17 protein-coding genes are annotated in these 16,231 nt (G+C 65.9%); 8 read left to right on the top strand and 9 right to left on the bottom strand.

Features of this window, described 5'->3' with window-relative positions:
* The first annotated feature begins 51 nt into the window (after positions 1 to 51).
* The gene (locus tag LC407_RS02925; RefSeq protein ID WP_025877686.1) at positions 52 to 1,011 is read left to right on the top strand and encodes an acetyl-CoA carboxylase carboxyltransferase subunit alpha; all 960 of its coding nucleotides are present in this window, start codon (positions 52 to 54) and stop codon (positions 1,009 to 1,011) included.
* Between the two features lie 168 nt (positions 1,012 to 1,179).
* Here LC407_RS02925 and LC407_RS02920 read toward each other — a convergent pair whose 3' ends face one another.
* Complete coding sequence (locus tag LC407_RS02920) at positions 1,180 to 1,635, bottom strand: CopD family protein (protein WP_025877688.1); 456 nt, start codon at positions 1,633 to 1,635, stop codon at positions 1,180 to 1,182.
* Positions 1,636 to 1,783: 148 nt separating this feature from the next.
* Between LC407_RS02920 and LC407_RS02915 the strand changes: the two genes are divergently transcribed.
* Positions 1,784 to 2,380, top strand: a complete 597-nt coding sequence (locus tag LC407_RS02915; RefSeq protein ID WP_223482175.1) for a class I SAM-dependent methyltransferase — start codon at positions 1,784 to 1,786, stop codon at positions 2,378 to 2,380.
* Between the two features lie 86 nt (positions 2,381 to 2,466).
* On the top strand, positions 2,467 to 3,774 hold the full coding sequence (phaZ, locus tag LC407_RS02910; protein WP_025877691.1) for a polyhydroxyalkanoate depolymerase: 1,308 nt from the start codon (positions 2,467 to 2,469) through the stop codon (positions 3,772 to 3,774).
* A gap of 140 nt (positions 3,775 to 3,914) precedes the next feature.
* Here the strand turns inward: phaZ and LC407_RS02905 are convergent, their stop codons facing one another.
* The 3 genes from LC407_RS02905 to LC407_RS02895 all read right to left on the bottom strand — a co-directional run bounded on the left by LC407_RS02905 (position 3,915) and on the right by LC407_RS02895 (position 6,396).
* A complete protein-coding gene (locus LC407_RS02905; RefSeq protein WP_025877692.1) occupies positions 3,915 to 4,904 on the bottom strand; it encodes a sensor domain-containing protein in 990 nt (329 codons plus the stop codon).
* Complete coding sequence (locus LC407_RS02900) at positions 4,901 to 5,266, bottom strand: PadR family transcriptional regulator (RefSeq protein WP_033830706.1); 366 nt, start codon at positions 5,264 to 5,266, stop codon at positions 4,901 to 4,903. Before LC407_RS02900 ends, LC407_RS02905 begins: the two co-directional genes overlap by 4 nt.
* A 92-nt stretch (positions 5,267 to 5,358) precedes the next feature.
* Entirely contained in the window at positions 5,359 to 6,396 is a 1,038-nt protein-coding gene (locus tag LC407_RS02895) for a hypothetical protein (protein ID WP_154879749.1), read from the bottom strand.
* Here LC407_RS02895 and LC407_RS02890 point away from each other — a divergent pair.
* Together LC407_RS02890 and LC407_RS02885 are read left to right on the top strand one after the other, a co-directional pair.
* Positions 6,382 to 6,996 carry a hypothetical protein gene (locus tag LC407_RS02890; protein WP_223482174.1) on the top strand — a complete coding sequence of 205 codons (615 nt, stop codon included), beginning with the start codon at positions 6,382 to 6,384 and terminating at the stop codon, positions 6,994 to 6,996. The genes LC407_RS02895 and LC407_RS02890 overlap by 15 nt on opposite strands.
* The gene (locus LC407_RS02885) at positions 6,969 to 7,871 is read left to right on the top strand and encodes a peptidylprolyl isomerase (RefSeq protein ID WP_223482173.1); all 903 of its coding nucleotides are present in this window, start codon (positions 6,969 to 6,971) and stop codon (positions 7,869 to 7,871) included. The genes LC407_RS02890 and LC407_RS02885 overlap by 28 nt, the downstream gene beginning before the upstream one ends.
* Before the next feature lie 522 nt (positions 7,872 to 8,393).
* Here the strand turns inward: LC407_RS02885 and LC407_RS02880 are convergent.
* Complete coding sequence (locus tag LC407_RS02880) at positions 8,394 to 9,266, bottom strand: DMT family transporter (protein WP_025877696.1); 873 nt, start codon at positions 9,264 to 9,266, stop codon at positions 8,394 to 8,396.
* Between the two features lie 116 nt (positions 9,267 to 9,382).
* On the opposite strand from LC407_RS02880, the gene LC407_RS02875 reads away from it, so the two are divergent.
* Together LC407_RS02875 and LC407_RS02870 are read left to right on the top strand one after the other, a co-directional pair.
* Entirely contained in the window at positions 9,383 to 10,327 is a 945-nt protein-coding gene (locus tag LC407_RS02875) for a LysR substrate-binding domain-containing protein (protein WP_223482172.1), read from the top strand.
* 69 nt (positions 10,328 to 10,396) lie between these two features.
* Positions 10,397 to 10,690: a hypothetical protein gene (locus LC407_RS02870; protein ID WP_025877698.1), complete on the top strand. Its 294-nt coding sequence runs from the start codon at positions 10,397 to 10,399 to the stop codon at positions 10,688 to 10,690.
* A gap of 119 nt (positions 10,691 to 10,809) precedes the next feature.
* On the opposite strand, the gene LC407_RS02865 is transcribed toward LC407_RS02870, so the two are convergent.
* Entirely contained in the window at positions 10,810 to 11,619 is an 810-nt protein-coding gene (locus LC407_RS02865; protein WP_223482171.1) for a DUF4349 domain-containing protein, read from the bottom strand.
* The gene (locus LC407_RS02860; protein ID WP_025877700.1) at positions 11,616 to 11,972 is read right to left on the bottom strand and encodes a GFA family protein; all 357 of its coding nucleotides are present in this window, start codon (positions 11,970 to 11,972) and stop codon (positions 11,616 to 11,618) included. Before LC407_RS02860 ends, LC407_RS02865 begins: the two co-directional genes overlap by 4 nt.
* A 112-nt stretch (positions 11,973 to 12,084) precedes the next feature.
* On the opposite strand from LC407_RS02860, the gene LC407_RS02855 reads away from it, so the two are divergent.
* Positions 12,085 to 13,893 carry a DUF885 domain-containing protein gene (locus tag LC407_RS02855; protein WP_223482170.1) on the top strand — a complete coding sequence of 603 codons (1,809 nt, stop codon included), beginning with the start codon at positions 12,085 to 12,087 and terminating at the stop codon, positions 13,891 to 13,893.
* A 129-nt stretch (positions 13,894 to 14,022) separates the two neighbouring features.
* Here the strand turns inward: LC407_RS02855 and LC407_RS02850 are convergent, their stop codons facing one another.
* Together LC407_RS02850 and smrA are read right to left on the bottom strand one after the other, a co-directional pair.
* Complete coding sequence (locus LC407_RS02850; RefSeq protein WP_223482169.1) at positions 14,023 to 14,259, bottom strand: hypothetical protein; 237 nt, start codon at positions 14,257 to 14,259, stop codon at positions 14,023 to 14,025.
* A gap of 125 nt (positions 14,260 to 14,384) precedes the next feature.
* Entirely contained in the window at positions 14,385 to 16,217 is a 1,833-nt protein-coding gene (smrA, locus tag LC407_RS02845) for a multidrug efflux ABC transporter SmrA (protein WP_025877703.1), read from the bottom strand.
* Between the last annotated feature and the right edge of the window lie 14 nt (positions 16,218 to 16,231).

Here is a 16,231-nt window from a genome sequence, read left to right as displayed (position 1 = left end):
GTTCCTGCGCATTCGGCTAGAATTCCCCTCTTCTTTACACGACGGCTTCCGATGAATCCGAACTACCTCGACTTCGAGCAACCCATCGCCGACCTGGAAGCCAAGATCCAGGAACTGCGCAACGCCAGTGCCGGGCCGGCGGTCAATGTCGAGGCCGAAGTGCATGCGCTGCAGGACAAGCTGCGCGTGCGCACCGCACAGATCTTCCGCAACCTGACCTCGTGGCAGGTGCTGCAGCTGGCCCGCCATCCGTCGCGCCCGTACACCGCCGACTACATCCGCATCATCTGCGATGAGTTCCAGGAACTGGCCGGCGACCGTGCCTTCGCCGACGACAAGGCGATCATGGGCGGCCTGGCCCGCATCAATGGCCGCTCGGTGATGGTCATCGGCCACCAGAAGGGCCGCGACACCAAGGAAAAGATCAAGCGCAACTTCGGCATGCCCAAGCCCGAGGGCTACCGCAAGGCGCTGCGCCTGATGAAGATGGCCGAGCGTTTCGGCCTGCCGGTGCTGACCCTGATCGACACCGCCGGCGCCTGGCCGGGCATCGATGCCGAGTCGCGCGGCCAGTCCGAAGCGATCGCGCGCAACCTGATCGAAATGGCCGAACTGAAGGTGCCGATCATCTGCACCGTGATCGGTGAAGGCGGCTCGGGCGGCGCACTGGCGCTGGGCGTGGGCGACCGTACCGTGATGCTGGAATACGCGGTGTACTCGACCATCACCCCGGAAGGCTGTGCTTCGATCCTGTGGAAGGATGCCGGCAAGGCCAAGGATGCTGCCGAGCAGCTGGGCCTGACCGCGCCGCGCCTGAAGGGCCTGGGCCTGGTCGACAAGGTCGTGCGCGAGCCGACCGGCGGCGCCCACCGCAACCCGACGCAGATGGCCAAGCGGCTGAAGGCCGTGCTGCTGAACGAGCTGGACGCGCTGGATGCGCTGTCCACCGAAGAGCTGCTGGACCAGCGCTACAAGCGCCTGCGCAGCTACGGTACTTACGAAGCGGCGTAAGCCCCGTGCTGCCAGCCGCTAGACAAGCTTGGTAGTGCCGGCCGCTGGCCGGCAACATGCAGGGGATTACAGAAACGAAAGAGCCGGGCAGATGCCCGGCTCTTTTTGTTTGTGCCTCGCGCGGCATCCACGCATGGCGTGGATCTACCAGAGGCAAATGATGCCCCCTCAGAACGGCTTGGCCAGCACCAGCCAGACGATCGGGATGAAGGCCAGCAGCGGGATCTCGTTGATCCAGCGCAGCGCGCGCGACGACGGCAGCGCCCTGCCCTTGGCCACGCCTTTCAGCAGCCGCCCGATCCAGATGAAGTACGCCAGCAGCACCACCACCAGGCCCAGCTTGGCGTGCAGCCATCCCGCGCCACCCGGGGCGACCATGGTCGGGAAATCCGGAATCACCTTGTAGCCCAGCCACAGCACCAGGCCGAGCACGAACGCCAGGCCGAACATCGAATGGCCGAAGCGATACAGGCGCATGCCCATCAGCTGCAGGCGCTCGACCACCGCCGGCTGCCCCGCGGTCTCGGACAGGTTCACCAGGATGCGCGGCAGGTAGAACACCGTGGCCATCCATGCCACCACGAACACGATGTGGAAGGTCTTGACCCAGTAATAGCTCTGCATGCGCTCGCTCCGGCGGCTGGCGTGGATGTCCGCCATTCTCGCATGCGCTGACGAGGCCACCTCACGTGCAACCGCCGCGACACATCGACGCATGACGTGCTGCAACGCCGTACGATAGGCGCCGATTTCACGACTGCACCGGACCGCCATGGACAAGACCTACGACGCCGCCTACTTCCAGCGCTGGTACCGGCACGCCGACATCGGCGGCAGCGCGCGCCTGGCGCGCAAGGTCGCCCTCGCCGTGGCGACGGCCGAGTACTACCTGGAACGACCGATCCGCAGCGTGCTGGATATCGGCTGCGGCGAAGGTGCGTGGCGCGCACCGCTGCTGAAACTGCGTCCGAAGGTCGAATACCTCGGTTTCGACAGCAGCGAGTACGCTGTGCGCCGCTACGGCCGCACCCGCAACCTGCACCTGGCCAGCTTCGGCGATTTCGCCTGGCTGCGGCCCTGCGCCCCGGTCGACCTGCTGGTCTGTTCGGACGTGATGCATTACGTGCCCAACCGCGAACTGCGCGCAGGCCTGGCCGGTGTCGCCGAGCTGACCGCAGGCGTGGCGTTCCTGGAGACCTTCGCCGCCGAAGATGAATTCGAGGGCGACCATGACGGCTTCCAGTCGCGTCCGGCTCGCTGGTACCGGCGCGAGCTGACGCGCCAAGGCCTGCAGGCAGTCGGGTCCCACCTCTGGCTGGGGCCAGCACTGGCCGGTGAAGCGGCCGCACTGGAGCAGGCGGCCCGCTGAATACGATCAGTGAGTCTGCTTAACGTCCGGGACAGTCGGATGCGCTATGCTGCGCGGCAACATAAGACCATACATATTCGGTCGGCATGCTCTATCAACTGCACGAACTGACCCGCAACCTGCTCGCCCCCTGGGTGCACCAGGCCCAGGCCAACGCCAAGTTCTTCGCCAATCAGGGACACTGGTGGTCGCAGATGCCCGGCGCTGATCGCTTGGCGGCGGTCAATGAGCTGTTCCATCGCATCGGCAAGGATTACGAGAAGCCCGAATGGGGCATCAACGAAATCGAGGTCGAGGGCGAGCGCGTGCCGATCGTGGTGCACGAGGAACTCAGCAAGCCGTTCTGCAAGCTGCTGCGCTTCAAGCGCCACAGCAATGAAGCCGACCAGCTGCACACCATGCTCAACCAGCCGTTCGTGCTGGTGGTGGCGCCGTTGTCGGGCCATCACGCCACGCTGCTGCGCGATACCGTGCGCACGCTGCTGCGCGACCACCGCGTGTACGTGACCGACTGGGTCGACGCGCGCATGGTGCCCGGCAGCGAAGGTGAATTCGGGCTGGACGACTACATCGCCTACATCCAAGAGTTCATCCGCCATCTTGGCGTGGAGCGCCTGCACGTGGTGAGTGTCTGCCAGCCGACCGTACCGGTGCTGGCCGCGGTTTCATTGATGGCCAGCCGCGGCGAACCGACGCCGCGCACGCTGGTGATGATGGGTGGGCCGATCGATGCGCGCTGCAGCCCGACCGCGGTCAACAACCTGGCGACGCAGAACCCGCTGTCGTGGTTCGAGAACAATGTCATCCACACCGTGCCGGCCAGCTATCCCGGTGCCGGCCGCCGCGTGTATCCCGGTTTCTTGCAGCACGCCGGCTTCCTGTCGATGAATCCCAGCCGCCACTTCAGCTCGCACTGGGATTTCTACACCGACCTGGTGAAGGGCGACCTGGAAGATGCCGACGCGCACCGTCGCTTCTACGACGAGTACAACGCGGTGCTGGACATGCCGGCCAAGTACTACTTGGACACCATCTCCGTGGTGTTCCAGGACTTCCTGCTGCCGCGTGGCGAGTGGGTGGTCAACGGCGAAAAGGTCGACCCGTCGGCAATCCGCGATACCGCGCTGCTGAGCATCGAAGGCGAGCTGGACGATATCGCCGGCCTCGGCCAGACCGAAGCGGCGCAGGCACTGTGCAGCGGTATACCGGCCGAACGCCGTGAACACTTCATCGTGGATGGTGCAGGCCATTACGGCATCTTCAGCGGCCGCCGCTGGCGCGAGGTGGTGTACCCGAAGGTGCGTGACTTCTTCGCCGCGCATGCCGAAGCCCCGGCAGCGAAGGCCACGAAGAAGAAGAGCAACGTCACCCCGCTGCGCCGCAAGGCGGGGTAGCACGTCCCTGGTGGATGCCAACCTTGGTTGGCGCTCTTTCAAGCGTACTGACACCTGATGGTTCGTGCCAACCAAGGTTGGCACCTACCATGGCGAAGTGCCGACCGAGGTCGGCACCCACCAGAGAAAAAATCGCTGCCTTACAGGCGCACCAGCAGGTTCTTGGCCAGCATGCCGTGCAGCTTGCCGATGCCGCGTGCCAGGTGCATCGTCAGCAGCAGCAGCAACACACCCACCGCTGCTACCACGATCGCCACCAGCGGCGAGGCTGCCATCGGCAGCACGTTCACGTCGTTGATGTAGATGCCGGGAATGTCGCCGCTGAAGATCGCCGCCACCGGCGCCCAGATCAAGCCCAGCGATAGCGACAGCAGGGTCACCGCGATGGTGAAGTAGACGATGCCCAGCGGCAGCATCAGCACGAAGTACAGCAGGGTCAGCCAGGTGCGGCCATCGGTGAACATGTCGCCGATACGCTGCAGCCAGCTGCGGCTGCGGTCGGTGTACTGCGGCCGGCGCGGCATGCGCTCGCCCAGCAGCGCTTCCACCAGCCGCCCTTCCAGCAACGCCAGTCCACGCACCGAGCCGAAGAACAGCACCGTCAGCGGGACGCCAATGATCAGGATCAGCAGGCCCAGCGACAGCGACAGGCCGGTGACCACCCAGGTGAAGAAGAAGATGCCGGTGGCCAGCGACAACAGCATGTAGAACAGCGCGCCGTAGGTGTGCGGGTCCGTCACTACGCCGAAGAAGCGCGCCAGCAGCGAGCGTTGCACGGGCGCTGCGGGCTGTGCCGCCGGTGCAGCACCGCTGGCCTCGGCCGCTGCACGCAGCACCGGGCCCGTGTCAGCCCGCGGCGTGCGCAGCGCGCGGTTCACCGTGAGCTCGGTTTCGCGGTAGATCTCCGCCACCTCGTCCGGTGCGCCGTAGCTGCCGGCGACGTCGGCGATGACCTCGGCTTCGCTGCGGCCGGGTTGCGCCGCCAGTTCAGAGCGCAGGTATTCCTCGGCGTCGTACAGGGCGTCCTGCACCATCGCCGGATCGGCACCGTCCAGCGCCGCACGCAGCTGCGCCAGGTACTGCGGGATGGTGCTGGGCAGACGGTTGCCTGCCAGGTCCAGGTCGTTCATTGCGGTATCCCCTCCAACACGGAATCGACGGAATCACGGGTGTCGCGCCAGGCCTGGCGCCATTGCTGCAGCACCTCCCGGCCACGCGCGTTGATGCGGTAGTAGCGGCGCGGCGGCCCGCTGCTGGACGGCTCCACATGGCTCTCCAGCAGGCCGGCGCCCTCCAGGTTGCGCAGCACCGGGTACAGCGCGCTCTGCTTGCCACTGAGCACGCCCTCGCCCACCCGTTCCAGCTCCTTGGCGATCAGGTAGCCGTACAGCGGCTCACCTGCGCGGGCCAGCACTGCGAGCAGGGCCAGCGACACGGTGCCGGCGCTGAGCTCCTTCTGGAACTTCTTCAGGTGGACATCGTCCTCGGACATGACCGGCCCTCCACTACGTTGAAGTCCACAGTAGTGCGAAGTTCGGTATAGCGAATGTGTCGTTAGTCATCCTGCCGTGCGGAAGGGGGCCTTCAGGCATGATGGACGGCCGCCCGCACTTGGGCCGCAACGTTCTGCGGCAAAGCGTGCCTGCCCTCTTCAAGCCGGCTGAGCAGGGCCTGCCGACGGGCGGCCCCGAGCGGCGAGTACTGCCCGCTCACCCGAAGCCAGCCATGCACGAGCCGCAGGTGCCAGGCACGTTCATCCTCGCGCTGCGGTACCGCATCCAGCAGCAGGTCGAGGTGTTGCCACAAGGGCAGCCGGGTCAGCTGCCCGAGCAGGCCAGCCTGTGCCACCGGCGAAGGACCGTCGTGGCAGAAGGCGAGCAGGCGCGGCGGGTCCAGCTCTGCCGCCCATAGCACGGTGGCGCTGGCCAGCAACGCATTCACGGTCCGCCCCGGCTTTTCCAGTGCCTCGCGCAGCAATGCCAGACGGGCACCGCCCTCGGCCCGCACCCAGCCGCGCAGGCAGTTGCGCTGATGGCGCGCCGATACCTGAGGCAACAAGGCGCGCAATGCAGGCATATCCTCTGCCTCGGCGTGATCGGCCAGCGCTTCCAATGCTTCGCGCCATCGCGCGCGTCGACGGTGCTTGAGCTCGTCTCGCCACAACGCGATGGCCGGCGTGGCCTGCCGCTGCTGGAGCAGCCACATCGCCAACCGGCGCACGCCTCTCGAACGGTCGAATGCCGCGGTTTCGATGTGCGCATCCAAGCCGGCCACCTCGCGCTCGACCAGCGCACGCAACGCGGCACTACGTACCCCGCTCGCAGGCGCGGACAATGCCAGCGCGCACTTCGCCTCGACATCCGCAGGCTCACCGTGGTGCAGAAGATCGGCAAGTGCCAGGTGCGAGATGTGCGGATCACTGTCCAGAATCGCGCGCACGCGCAACGCTGCCCGATCCGGATGACTGTGCAGGGCGACGGCGTAGGCCATCAGCCGGGTGCGTGCGTCGGGATGGCCCAGCAGTCCTTCAAGCACTATGCGGCTGGAGGGCGATGACAACCAGGCGAACAGGGTGCCCTCGAGCCACGCCCGGTCAACGCGCTGGGAATGGCGCAGGCGCACGGCGACCGGCCAGGCCGCCAGTACGTGCTGCACCGCGCACTGCCCGAGCAGGGACATCACGCAATCCTGCGCCGCCGCACGCACTTCAGCCACCCAGTCATTGCAGCGGAGCAAGGCACAGGACAACGTCAAATGGCTGGGCACCGAGCGCATCATCTGCAACGCGGCCTCACGCGTGCGGCCATTGCCATCCGAGCCCGCAAGGAACAGTGCCGCCGTCTGCACAGTAACCGGCGCCGCAGCACAGGCTTTCAGGCAGGCGAGCAGGCCATCATCGTTGGCAGCCCACCAACTGCGCCGACGCTCATCAAGATCGAACAGCCCACGTGGCGACAACGTCTGCAACCAATGCACACGATTCCCCCCTTCATCGACGAACGCCTTCAGGATCTGGTCGATTCTGGCGCTCAGTGCGGCTTCGGGGGCCTCCGGATGCGGTATCAACATCATCTGCTTCCATTAAGGAGAATGACCATCGTGCCGCACGTACATGGACACGGCCAGCACGCGACCGTGGCGCAGGCACGCACTCTCGCGCAGAATCGAGACCTCGTTCATGTTCCGGGGATCCCATGCCGCACCGTCGACGCCTTGCCCTGACCGCCCTTGCCCTGGCCTGCCTGCTGCCCGCAATGGCCAGCGCAGCCACGCCCTACCGCAGCCCGCAGCAGATCCTCGATGCCTCCGCGGCCAGCGACTGGCGCACGCCGGACCCGGCCAACCTGCTGTACATGGATCTGCCGGCCGGGCGGGTGATCATCGAGCTGGCGCCGCAGTTCGCCCCGCGCCATGTCGCCAACATCCAGACCTTCGCCCACGAACACTTCTGGGACGGCACCAGCATCTACCGTTCGCAGGACAACTTCGTGGTGCAGTTCGGCGATGCCGAAGCCGACGATGCCGCCAAGGCCAAGCCGTTCGGCAGCGCGCAGCGCAAGCTGCCGGCCGAGTTCGAGCGTGCCAGCGCCGGCCTGAAGGTGAGCATGCTACCCGACCGCGATGGATGGGCAGCACAGACCGGCTTCGTCGACGGCTTCCCGGTCGGCCAGGACCCGCAGGCCGGCAAGGCTTGGCTGGCGCATTGCTACGGCATGCTGGGTGCGGGCCGCAGCAACGAGGAAGACAGCAGTATCGGTGCAGAACTCTACGTGGTGACTGGCCAGTCGCCGCGCCAGCTGGACCGCAACATCACCCTGGTCGGCCGCGTGCTGAAGGGCATGGAACTGCTCAGTGCGATCCAGCGTGGACCGGCACCGATGGGTTTCTACACCGACCCGAAGCTGCGCACACCGATCGTGTCGATCCGCCGCGCCAGTGACGTGCCCGCGGCCGAGCGCACGCCGATCCAGGTGCTGCGCACGGATTCAAAGACCTTCACCGATACGGTGGAGGCGCGGCGCAACCGCGTGGATGATTTCTACAAGCGCCCGGCCGGGCATATCGACCTGTGCAATATTCCGGTGCCGGTGCGGTGATGCTTTCCTCGCGTGACGCGTGCTGAAGGTGCTTCACCGTTCATGGGCGTTACTTTTCTTTGTACGCAAAGAAAAGTAACCAAAAGAAACGTTCCGCCGGTCGCGAGCCGCCGTGCTTCGCACGTCGGTCCCCTGCGATGCTCGGCTCGCTCAAGGCGGACCCAGATCAAAGGCCGCAGCTGCACCCAGTAGATCCACGCCATGCGTGGATGCTCTTGCTGTTGGTCTTGACCTTCCAGTCCGCCTTGAGCGAGCCGAGCACCGCAGGTCCGGCGAGGGCGAAGAGGCGCCGATGTCCTGTAGAGCCGACTGTTAGTCGGCTGACTTCTGCGCGCCGTCCCTCGACGGGCCGAGGAGCGCAGGGCACCGGTGCGCAGCACCGGCTCGCGACCTGGCGGCGTGTTTCTTTGGTTACTTTCTTTGCACGAGCAAAGAAAGTGACGCCTCCCCGCAGGCGCGGGAAAAGGCTGCCGGGCAGCGCCCGGCACTACCAGTGTGTCGGACGACGGTGCGTCGGCGCCCTCAGCCCTTCTGACTCACCGCCACGCTACCGAGAATCAACGCACCCGCAATCAGCATCTGCAGCGTCACCGGCTCGCCCAGGAACAACCAGGCGAACGCAGCACCGAACAACGGAACAAGGTAGGTCACCGTTGACGCACGCGACGGGCCGATGCGGCCGATCAGGCGATAGAACATCAGGAAGGCGAATCCGGTGCAGACCACGCCCAGCGCGATCGCCGCGCCCCAGGCCTTGCCTGGGATCGGACCCTGCGGCAGATGAGTGAGCGCCATCGGCAACAACCACAATGAGGCGCACGACAACGTGGCAGCGGCGGCAGCAGCCGAAGGCAGACCGGTCATGTGCCGCTTCACCAGGTTCACGCCCAAGCCGTACAGCAGCGAGGCGGCGGCACCGGCCAGTACGGCCGTGCCGATGCTCAGCCCCGAGATCTTGGCCGTGGCCAGCACCACCACGCCGGCAAAACCGACCAGCAGCGCGCCGGCACGGCGTACACCGATCTTCTCGCCGAAGAACAGGAAGGCGATCAGTGCGGCAAACAGCACCGTCATCGCATTGCAGATCGCACCGATCGCAGCCGGCGCACGCTCTGCGGCGTAAGCGAACAGCACGAACGGCAACGCCGAATTGACCAGGCCGATCGGCGCCAACCACAACCAGCGGCGCGGTGGGAACTGCGCGCGTGCGCGCCACAGGAACGGCAGCAACACCAGTGCGCCCAGCACCAGCCGTACCTCGACCAGGGCGAACGGCCCGAATGAAGGCACCGCCACCCGCATGAACAGGAACGAGCAGCCCCAGATCGCGCCGAGCAGGGTCAATTCCAGCGGTGTGCGCCAATCACGCTCGGTCGCTTGGGGTATCGCATTCATGTGCTCTGTCCGTTCGTCATCGTGGCGCTGTTCCGGCCACACAGGATCAGCCGCAGACGCCCGCTGCACAAGCGCGTAGTATCGCTGCCAGCCACAAATATGGTTTGAGGCTGGACATGCTGCTACGCCCTTCCCTGCTTCCCGCCCTGGCCGTTTTCGCGGTCGCTGCGCGCCATCAGAACTTCGCCCAGGCCGCGCAGGAACTGCATCTGACCGCCAGCGCGGTCAGCCACCATGTGCGACGCCTGGAAGAGGTGCTGGCCACGCGCCTGTTCCTGCGCCATGCACGCGGGGTACGCCTGACCGCCGAAGGCCGGCAGTTGGCCGATGCCGCCAGCGCCGCGTTCACCGATGTCGCCGCCGTCGCCCACCATCTGCAGCCGGACGCGGACAGCGTGCCGCTGCGGATCGCGACGCTGCGCTCGCTGTCGTACTGCTGGCTGCTGCCACGGCTACCGCGTTTCACCCAGGCCCATCCACACATCCGCATCGAGCTGCACACCGGCAGTGGCCTGGACCGTTACGACGAGAACGGCCCGGAGGTCGGCATCCGCTACGGACTGGGCCAATGGCCCGGACTGCACGCGCAGCACCTGATGGACGACAACCTGTTTCCCGTCGCGTCCCCAGCGCTGCCGGGAGTCGAAGCACTGCAGGACCCGGCACGCATCGCCGAGCTGCCGCTGCTGAGCGATCTGTCAACACAAGGCTGGCGCGATTGGTTCCGCCATGCCGGCGTGCGTCCGCCGTCGCCGTTGCCGGCAATGCACACCTTTGCCGACAGTACCGATGCGATGCGCGCGGCGGTGTACGGCATGGGCGCGGTGCTGGCGCGCACCCACGTCGCCCAGCCGTACCTGCAGCGCTATGAGCTGGTACGCCTGCCTGGCCCTGCACTGAAGGCACGCTATGCCTATTACGTGGTGCATGCCGAAGGGCGACCGCCCAGCCCCGCCGCACGGCTGTTCATCGACTGGCTGCTGGGCCAGGCAGCGGATGAGCGCACGCCGGTGCCTGCGTTGCCGGACAGCCTGCTGGGCCGCCCGAGCACATCCGGCTGACTGCGCCCTCACCCGATCTTTGCCCAGCGCTGGCTAGGCTGCAGGCGAACCCCACAACGTGCTTCCGCCATGGCCCTGCTGCGACTGAGAATTACCGGAACCGAAGATGATGCCCGCGCGATCAGCGACCTGCTGCTCGGCCTGGAAGGCATCGAACACGTCGAAGAGACCGACGACCTGATGCCGCACATGGATGACGATGATTCCAGCTCGGCCGGCCTGTCCGACGACATCGGCCCGGGCACCCACGAACTGGAAGTGGAAGTAGGCAACGAGAGCACCGCGCAGAAAGTGCGCGATGCGGTGCAGGAACTGGCACTGGAACTGGATGTGTTCGTCGAATACGAGACCGACGAAGGCTGAGCGTCCGCCGGGCATGGCCCGGCGCTACCCGATGCTCGAGGCACCACGGTAACGCCGGCCATGCGCCGTCTGTGCCAGTAGCGCCGGGCCATGCCCGGCGAATACGCGGCGCGGTTCGATCAGGGCTTGCGGCGTCGGCGACGGATCAGCGCACGGACGATCCAGGCCATCACCAGCGCCACCAGACCCACCGGCAGCAATGCCGCCGCAGCACGGATCAGGAATGCCACGCTGGTGCTGAGGATGCTGCCCGACTCGCTCAGTGCTTCGCCGATCTCGCTGCGGCTGCGCTGGCCCGAGGTGGTGTCGAAATGCATCGTCACCAGCTGGGTATCGATGCGCCTACGCTGCTGGGCGGCATCCTTGGTGGCCTGCTCCACCCCCGCCTCGATCTCCGACAGGCGCGTGGTGATCGCCATCAGATCCTCGATCTTCAGATCGCCGCGGTCCTGGTAGGACAGCAGCCGCGCGTGCTCCTTCTCCAGCCGAGCCTTGGTCAGCGCGGTGTCGGCCACCTGCTGGGCCAGGTCCTCGGCACGCGTGTTGCGCGCCTGCAGCTTGCCGCCCTCGCCGGCCAGGCCGATCAGCGATTCCACGCCCTTCGGCGCGATGCGTACCTTGACTTCGCCACTGGGCTGTTCGCCACTGCGCTGATCCACCTGCAGCACCGCGCACTCACCGAACTTCGCGTTCTGGCACGCCTGCGCGACCTGCTGGATGCGCGGGGCGATCTGCGCTGCTTCCAGCTGCACCTGCACATCGTGCTCGTAGGCCAGGAAAGCGCCTTCCGGCGAAGCGACAGCGGCATCGGCATCGGCAGCGACTGCGCCGGCCTCCTGCGCTCGCTCACCGTTCTTGGCACAGGCCGCCAACGCCAGCAGCAATGCCGGCACGATAACCACGCGCGTCCACACGCGAGGCGCCGTCATCGCGAGGCTCCGTCGAACGCGGTGATCGACAATCCACCCAGCTCCACCTGTGGCAGGCAGCGCACGTTGATCGCCACCATCGGCAGGCCGCTGCGCGGATCCACCGCCTCGCTGTACGGCGCGGTGCCGCACTCGCGGCAGTGATGGTGATCGATGTTATGGGTATTGAACTGGTAGGTCGCCACGTCGGCGATATCGGTGCCCAGCTGGAACGCCTCGCGCGGGGCGAACCAGAGCAGGCTGCCGCGGCGGCGGCACATCGAGCAGTTGCAGTCGATGACGTCCTTGATGGGGGCGTCGGCCTGCACGGTGAATGCGATCCTGCCGCAATGGCAGCTTCCCTGGTATTCCATGTCCCGCGCTCCGCTGGAGAGTCCTTGTATGCGCCCATGGTAATCCTATGGCACGGGGACAAAGCAGCCCCGGGGGCCTATGCTCGAGGATTGACCCCGTACAGGAATGCCGATGCGCCCGCATCTTCTTGCCCTCGCCCTCGTCGCCGCCCTCGCCGGTTGCCAGCCGGCCGATGCCCCGACCAACGGTTCCACCCCGGCCGCCAGCCAGCAGGCCGGAGATGCGGCGGTCGACGCCGCCTTCGCCGACCTGTCCAAGCGTGCCCTGGATACCTGGATGCAGCTGTCCCCGGTCAGCGCCACCCAGATCGGCGACCACCGCTATGACAGCGAGATCGACGACCTGAGCGCGGCCGGCCAGCAGAAGACCGTGGACGCCTACAAGGGCCTGCTGGGCGAGCTGGACAAGATCGAGGTGGCCAAGCTGGGCCGCGAAAACCAGGTGGATGCAGCGATCCTGCGCAACCAGCTGCAGTCGGAAATCTGGAATGCCGAGGTCATGCAGTCCGGCAAGTGGGATCCGCAGCTGTACAACGGCGTTGCCGGCAGCGCGATCTACGGCCTGATGGCACGCGAGTTCGCGCCGTTGCCCGAGCGCCTGAAGGCCGCCACCGCGCGCATGGAGAAACTGCCGGCGATCTTCGCCCAGGCCCGCGAAAACCTGGATCCGGCGCGCGTGCCGAAGATCCATGCCGAGACCGTGGCCAAGCAGAACAAGGGCATCCTCAGCATCGTCGATACCTTCATCACCCCGCACATCGGCGAGCTGCCGCAGGCCGACCAGCAGCGCCTGCAGGCCGCCATCGACGGCCTGAAGAAGGCAGTGGACGAACAGCAGACCTGGCTGGACAAGACCCTGGTGCCGAACGCAAAGGGCGACTTCCGCATCGGTGCGGAAAAGTACGACCAGAAGCTCAAGTTCGCGCTGAATTCCTCGCTGTCGCGGCAGGAGATCGGTGAGCGTGCACGCGCCGAACTCAAGCGCGTGCGCGAGGACATGTACGGCATCGCGCAGACCGTGCTGAAGGACAAGCCGGGCGCACCGGAAATGCCGGCGCAGCCGACCGACGAACAGCAGCAGAAGGCGATCGAGGCCGCGCTGGAGCTGGCCTACGCTGACAAGCCGGCGCGCGACAAGGTGGTCGACGACGCCAAGGCCGCACTGGAGCAGTCCACTGCGTTCGTCCGCGAGCACGACCTGATGACCCTGCCCGACGCGCCGGTGGACATCATCCTGATGCCGGAATTCCAGCGTGGCGTGGCCGTGGCCTATTGCGATTCGCCGGGCCCGCTGGACAAGAACCTGAAGACCTTCTACGCGGTTTCGCCGATTCCGGACGACTGGAACGACAAGCAGGTTGATTCGTTCCTGCGCGAATACAACTCGCGCATGATCCACCTGCTGAGCATCCACGAGGGCACCCCGGGACACTATCTGGAAGGCTGGCATTCGGCCAAGTTCCCCTCCACCCTGCGCGCGGTGCTGCGCTCGGGCCTGTTCGCCGAAGGCTGGGCGGTCTACACCGAGCGCATGATGCAGGAGCAGGGGTACCTCAACAACGACCCGCTGTTCCACCTGGTGCAGCTGAAGTTCTACCTGCGCACGATTTCCAACGCGATCCTCGACCAGGGTGTGCACGTGGACAACTGGGATCGCGAGAAGGCGATGCACCTGATGACCCACGACGCCTTCCAGCAGGAAAGCGAAGCCTCGGGCAAGTGGGTGCGCGCGCAGCTGACCTCGGCTCAGCTGCCGACCTACTTCGTCGGTGCGCAGGAACACTTCGACACCCGCAAGGCGATGCAGGACAAGCAGGGTGACAAGTTCAACCTGAAGGCCTACCACGACCAGATGCTGTCCTACGGCGCACCGCCGGTGCGCTTCGCACGCCAGCTGATGCTGGACCAGCCGATCGAGTGATGGATCGGGTGTGAGTTGAATGGAAACGGCCCGGGGAGACCCGGGCCGTTTTCATTTCCATGTGTGCAGGCGCATCCCATCCACCCGGATCCTGCAGTAGATCCACGCCATGCGTGGATGCTCGTCGCCTCAGAGCATGTGGATGTAGAGCTTTTCTGCGTGCAGCCGGACATCGAGAAAATAGCCGGCACCACAGCTGCGGCATCTGGATGGATGTTCCTCGTCGCTGCCGCGCTGCTCATCCAATGTGCTGGCCAGGACTGGATACCCGCAGTCGAAGCAGAGGAATGCGATGTTGCTGCCATGCGCATCCGCTTCGATTTCCTCACCTTCATGGTCCATCAGAAGAAAGCCGGTAATGTTCAAGGCGCACCTCTTCGTGGTGTTGGCAGCAAGAAATCAGCCCCGTTTCCTTTCATACGCCCCTGCGGAACATCGCCTTCCCACCGATGCATCCACGCATCTGTTGCGCATCCACCGTGCGGTGTTGGTCATTGCTCCGCGGCGACAAAACCACCGGTCTGCCGTGCCCACAACCGCGCGTACAGTCCACCGGCCTCGATCAGCTCGGCATGGCTACCGGTCTCGACGATCCGGCCCTGGTCCATCACCACCAGCCGGTCCATGCGCGCGATGGTCGACAGGCGATGGGCGATCGCGATCACCGTCTTGCCGCCCATCAGCTCGTCCAGGTTGTCCTGGATGGCCGCTTCCACTTCCGAGTCCAGTGCCGAGGTCGCCTCGTCCAGCACCAGGATCGGGGCGTCCTTCAGCAGCACACGGGCAATGGCGATGCGCTGGCGCTGGCCACCGGACAGCTTCACCCCGCGCTCGCCGACGTGTGCGTCGTAGCCACGACGCCCTTCCCCGTCGACCAGCGTGTCGATGAAGGCCTCCGCGCGCGCCTTGGCCACGGCCGCGCGCAGCTGCGCGTCGGTCGCATCGGGACGGCCGTACAGCAGGTTGTCGCGGATCGAACGGTGCAGCAGCGAGGTGTCCTGGGTGACCACGCCGATCTGCTGGCGCAGGCTTTCCTGGGTGACGTAGGCGATGTCCTGATCATCGATCAGGATGCGACCACTTTCCAGGTCATACAGCCGCAGCAGTACGTTCACCAGCGTCGACTTGCCGGCACCGGAGGGGCCGACCAGGCCGATCTTCTCGCCCGGCTTCACCACCAGGTCCAGGCCGGCAATCACGCCGCCCTTCTTGCCGTAGTGGAAATGGACATCCTGGAAGTGCACACCGCCACGAGTCACCTGCAGCGGCACCGCATCCTCGCGGTCCTGCACGGTCAGCGGCTGGGCGATGGTGGTGATGCCATCCTGCACGGTACCGATGTCTTCGAAGATGCCATTGATGGTCCACATGATCCAGCCGGACATGTTGTGGATGCGGATCACCAGGCCGGTTGCCAGGGTGATCGCGCCGACGGTGATGTGTCCGCCGTTCCACAGCCACAGTGCCAGGCCACAGGTGCCGGCGATGAGGAAACCATTGACGATGGCGATGGTCAGGTCCATGCCGGTGGTGATCCGGGTCTGCGCGCGGTGCTTGACCGCCAGCTCCTGGATCGAATCGGCGACATAGGCCTGCTCGCGGCCGCCATGGGCGAACAGCTTCAGCGTGGGAATGTTGGTGTAGCCATCAACGATGCGTCCCATCGCCTTGGAGCGCGCCTCCGAGGCGATCCAGGCCCGTTCCTTCGCGCGCGGCACGAAGTAGATCATGATCACCACGTAGGCCAGCAGCCACAGGATCAGCGGCACCATCAACCGCCAGTCGGCCTGCGCGAACAGGTACAGCGCGGTGCCGGTATAGACCACGATGTACCACAGCGAATCGACCATCTGCACCGCCGACTCGCGCAGCGAGGTACCGGTCTGCATGACCCGGTTGGCCATGCTGCCGGCGAAGTCGTTCTGGAAGAAGCTCAGGCTCTGCCGCACCACGTAGTTGTGCATCAGCCAGCGCGATCGATTGCTCAGCCCCGGCACGATGGCCTGGTTGACCAGCAGGTTGTGCAGGCCGACCAGGATCGGGCGCGCGATGACGGTGATGAACAGCATCCAGCCGAGCGTATCGGCATGGCGCTGGAAGAAGTCCGCGCCGGGCTGCTCGGCAACCATGTCGACGATGCGACCGAGGAAATCGAACATCGCCACTTCCACCAGCGCCAGCAGCAGGCCGGCGACCAGGGTGGCCAGCAGCACCGGCCACACCGGCCGCAGGTAGTGCAGGTAGAACGGCACCACGGTGCGCGGCGGCATGCGCCCGTCAATGGGCGGAAACACCGGAATCAGGGATTCAAACCAACGGAACATCGCATTCCCTCGCC

Source organism: Stenotrophomonas sp. OVS01A, from assembly GCF_019969775.1.
Lineage (GTDB): Bacteria > Pseudomonadota > Gammaproteobacteria > Xanthomonadales > Xanthomonadaceae > Stenotrophomonas > Stenotrophomonas indicatrix.
This window is presented reverse-complemented; position numbering and strand designations above follow the sequence as displayed.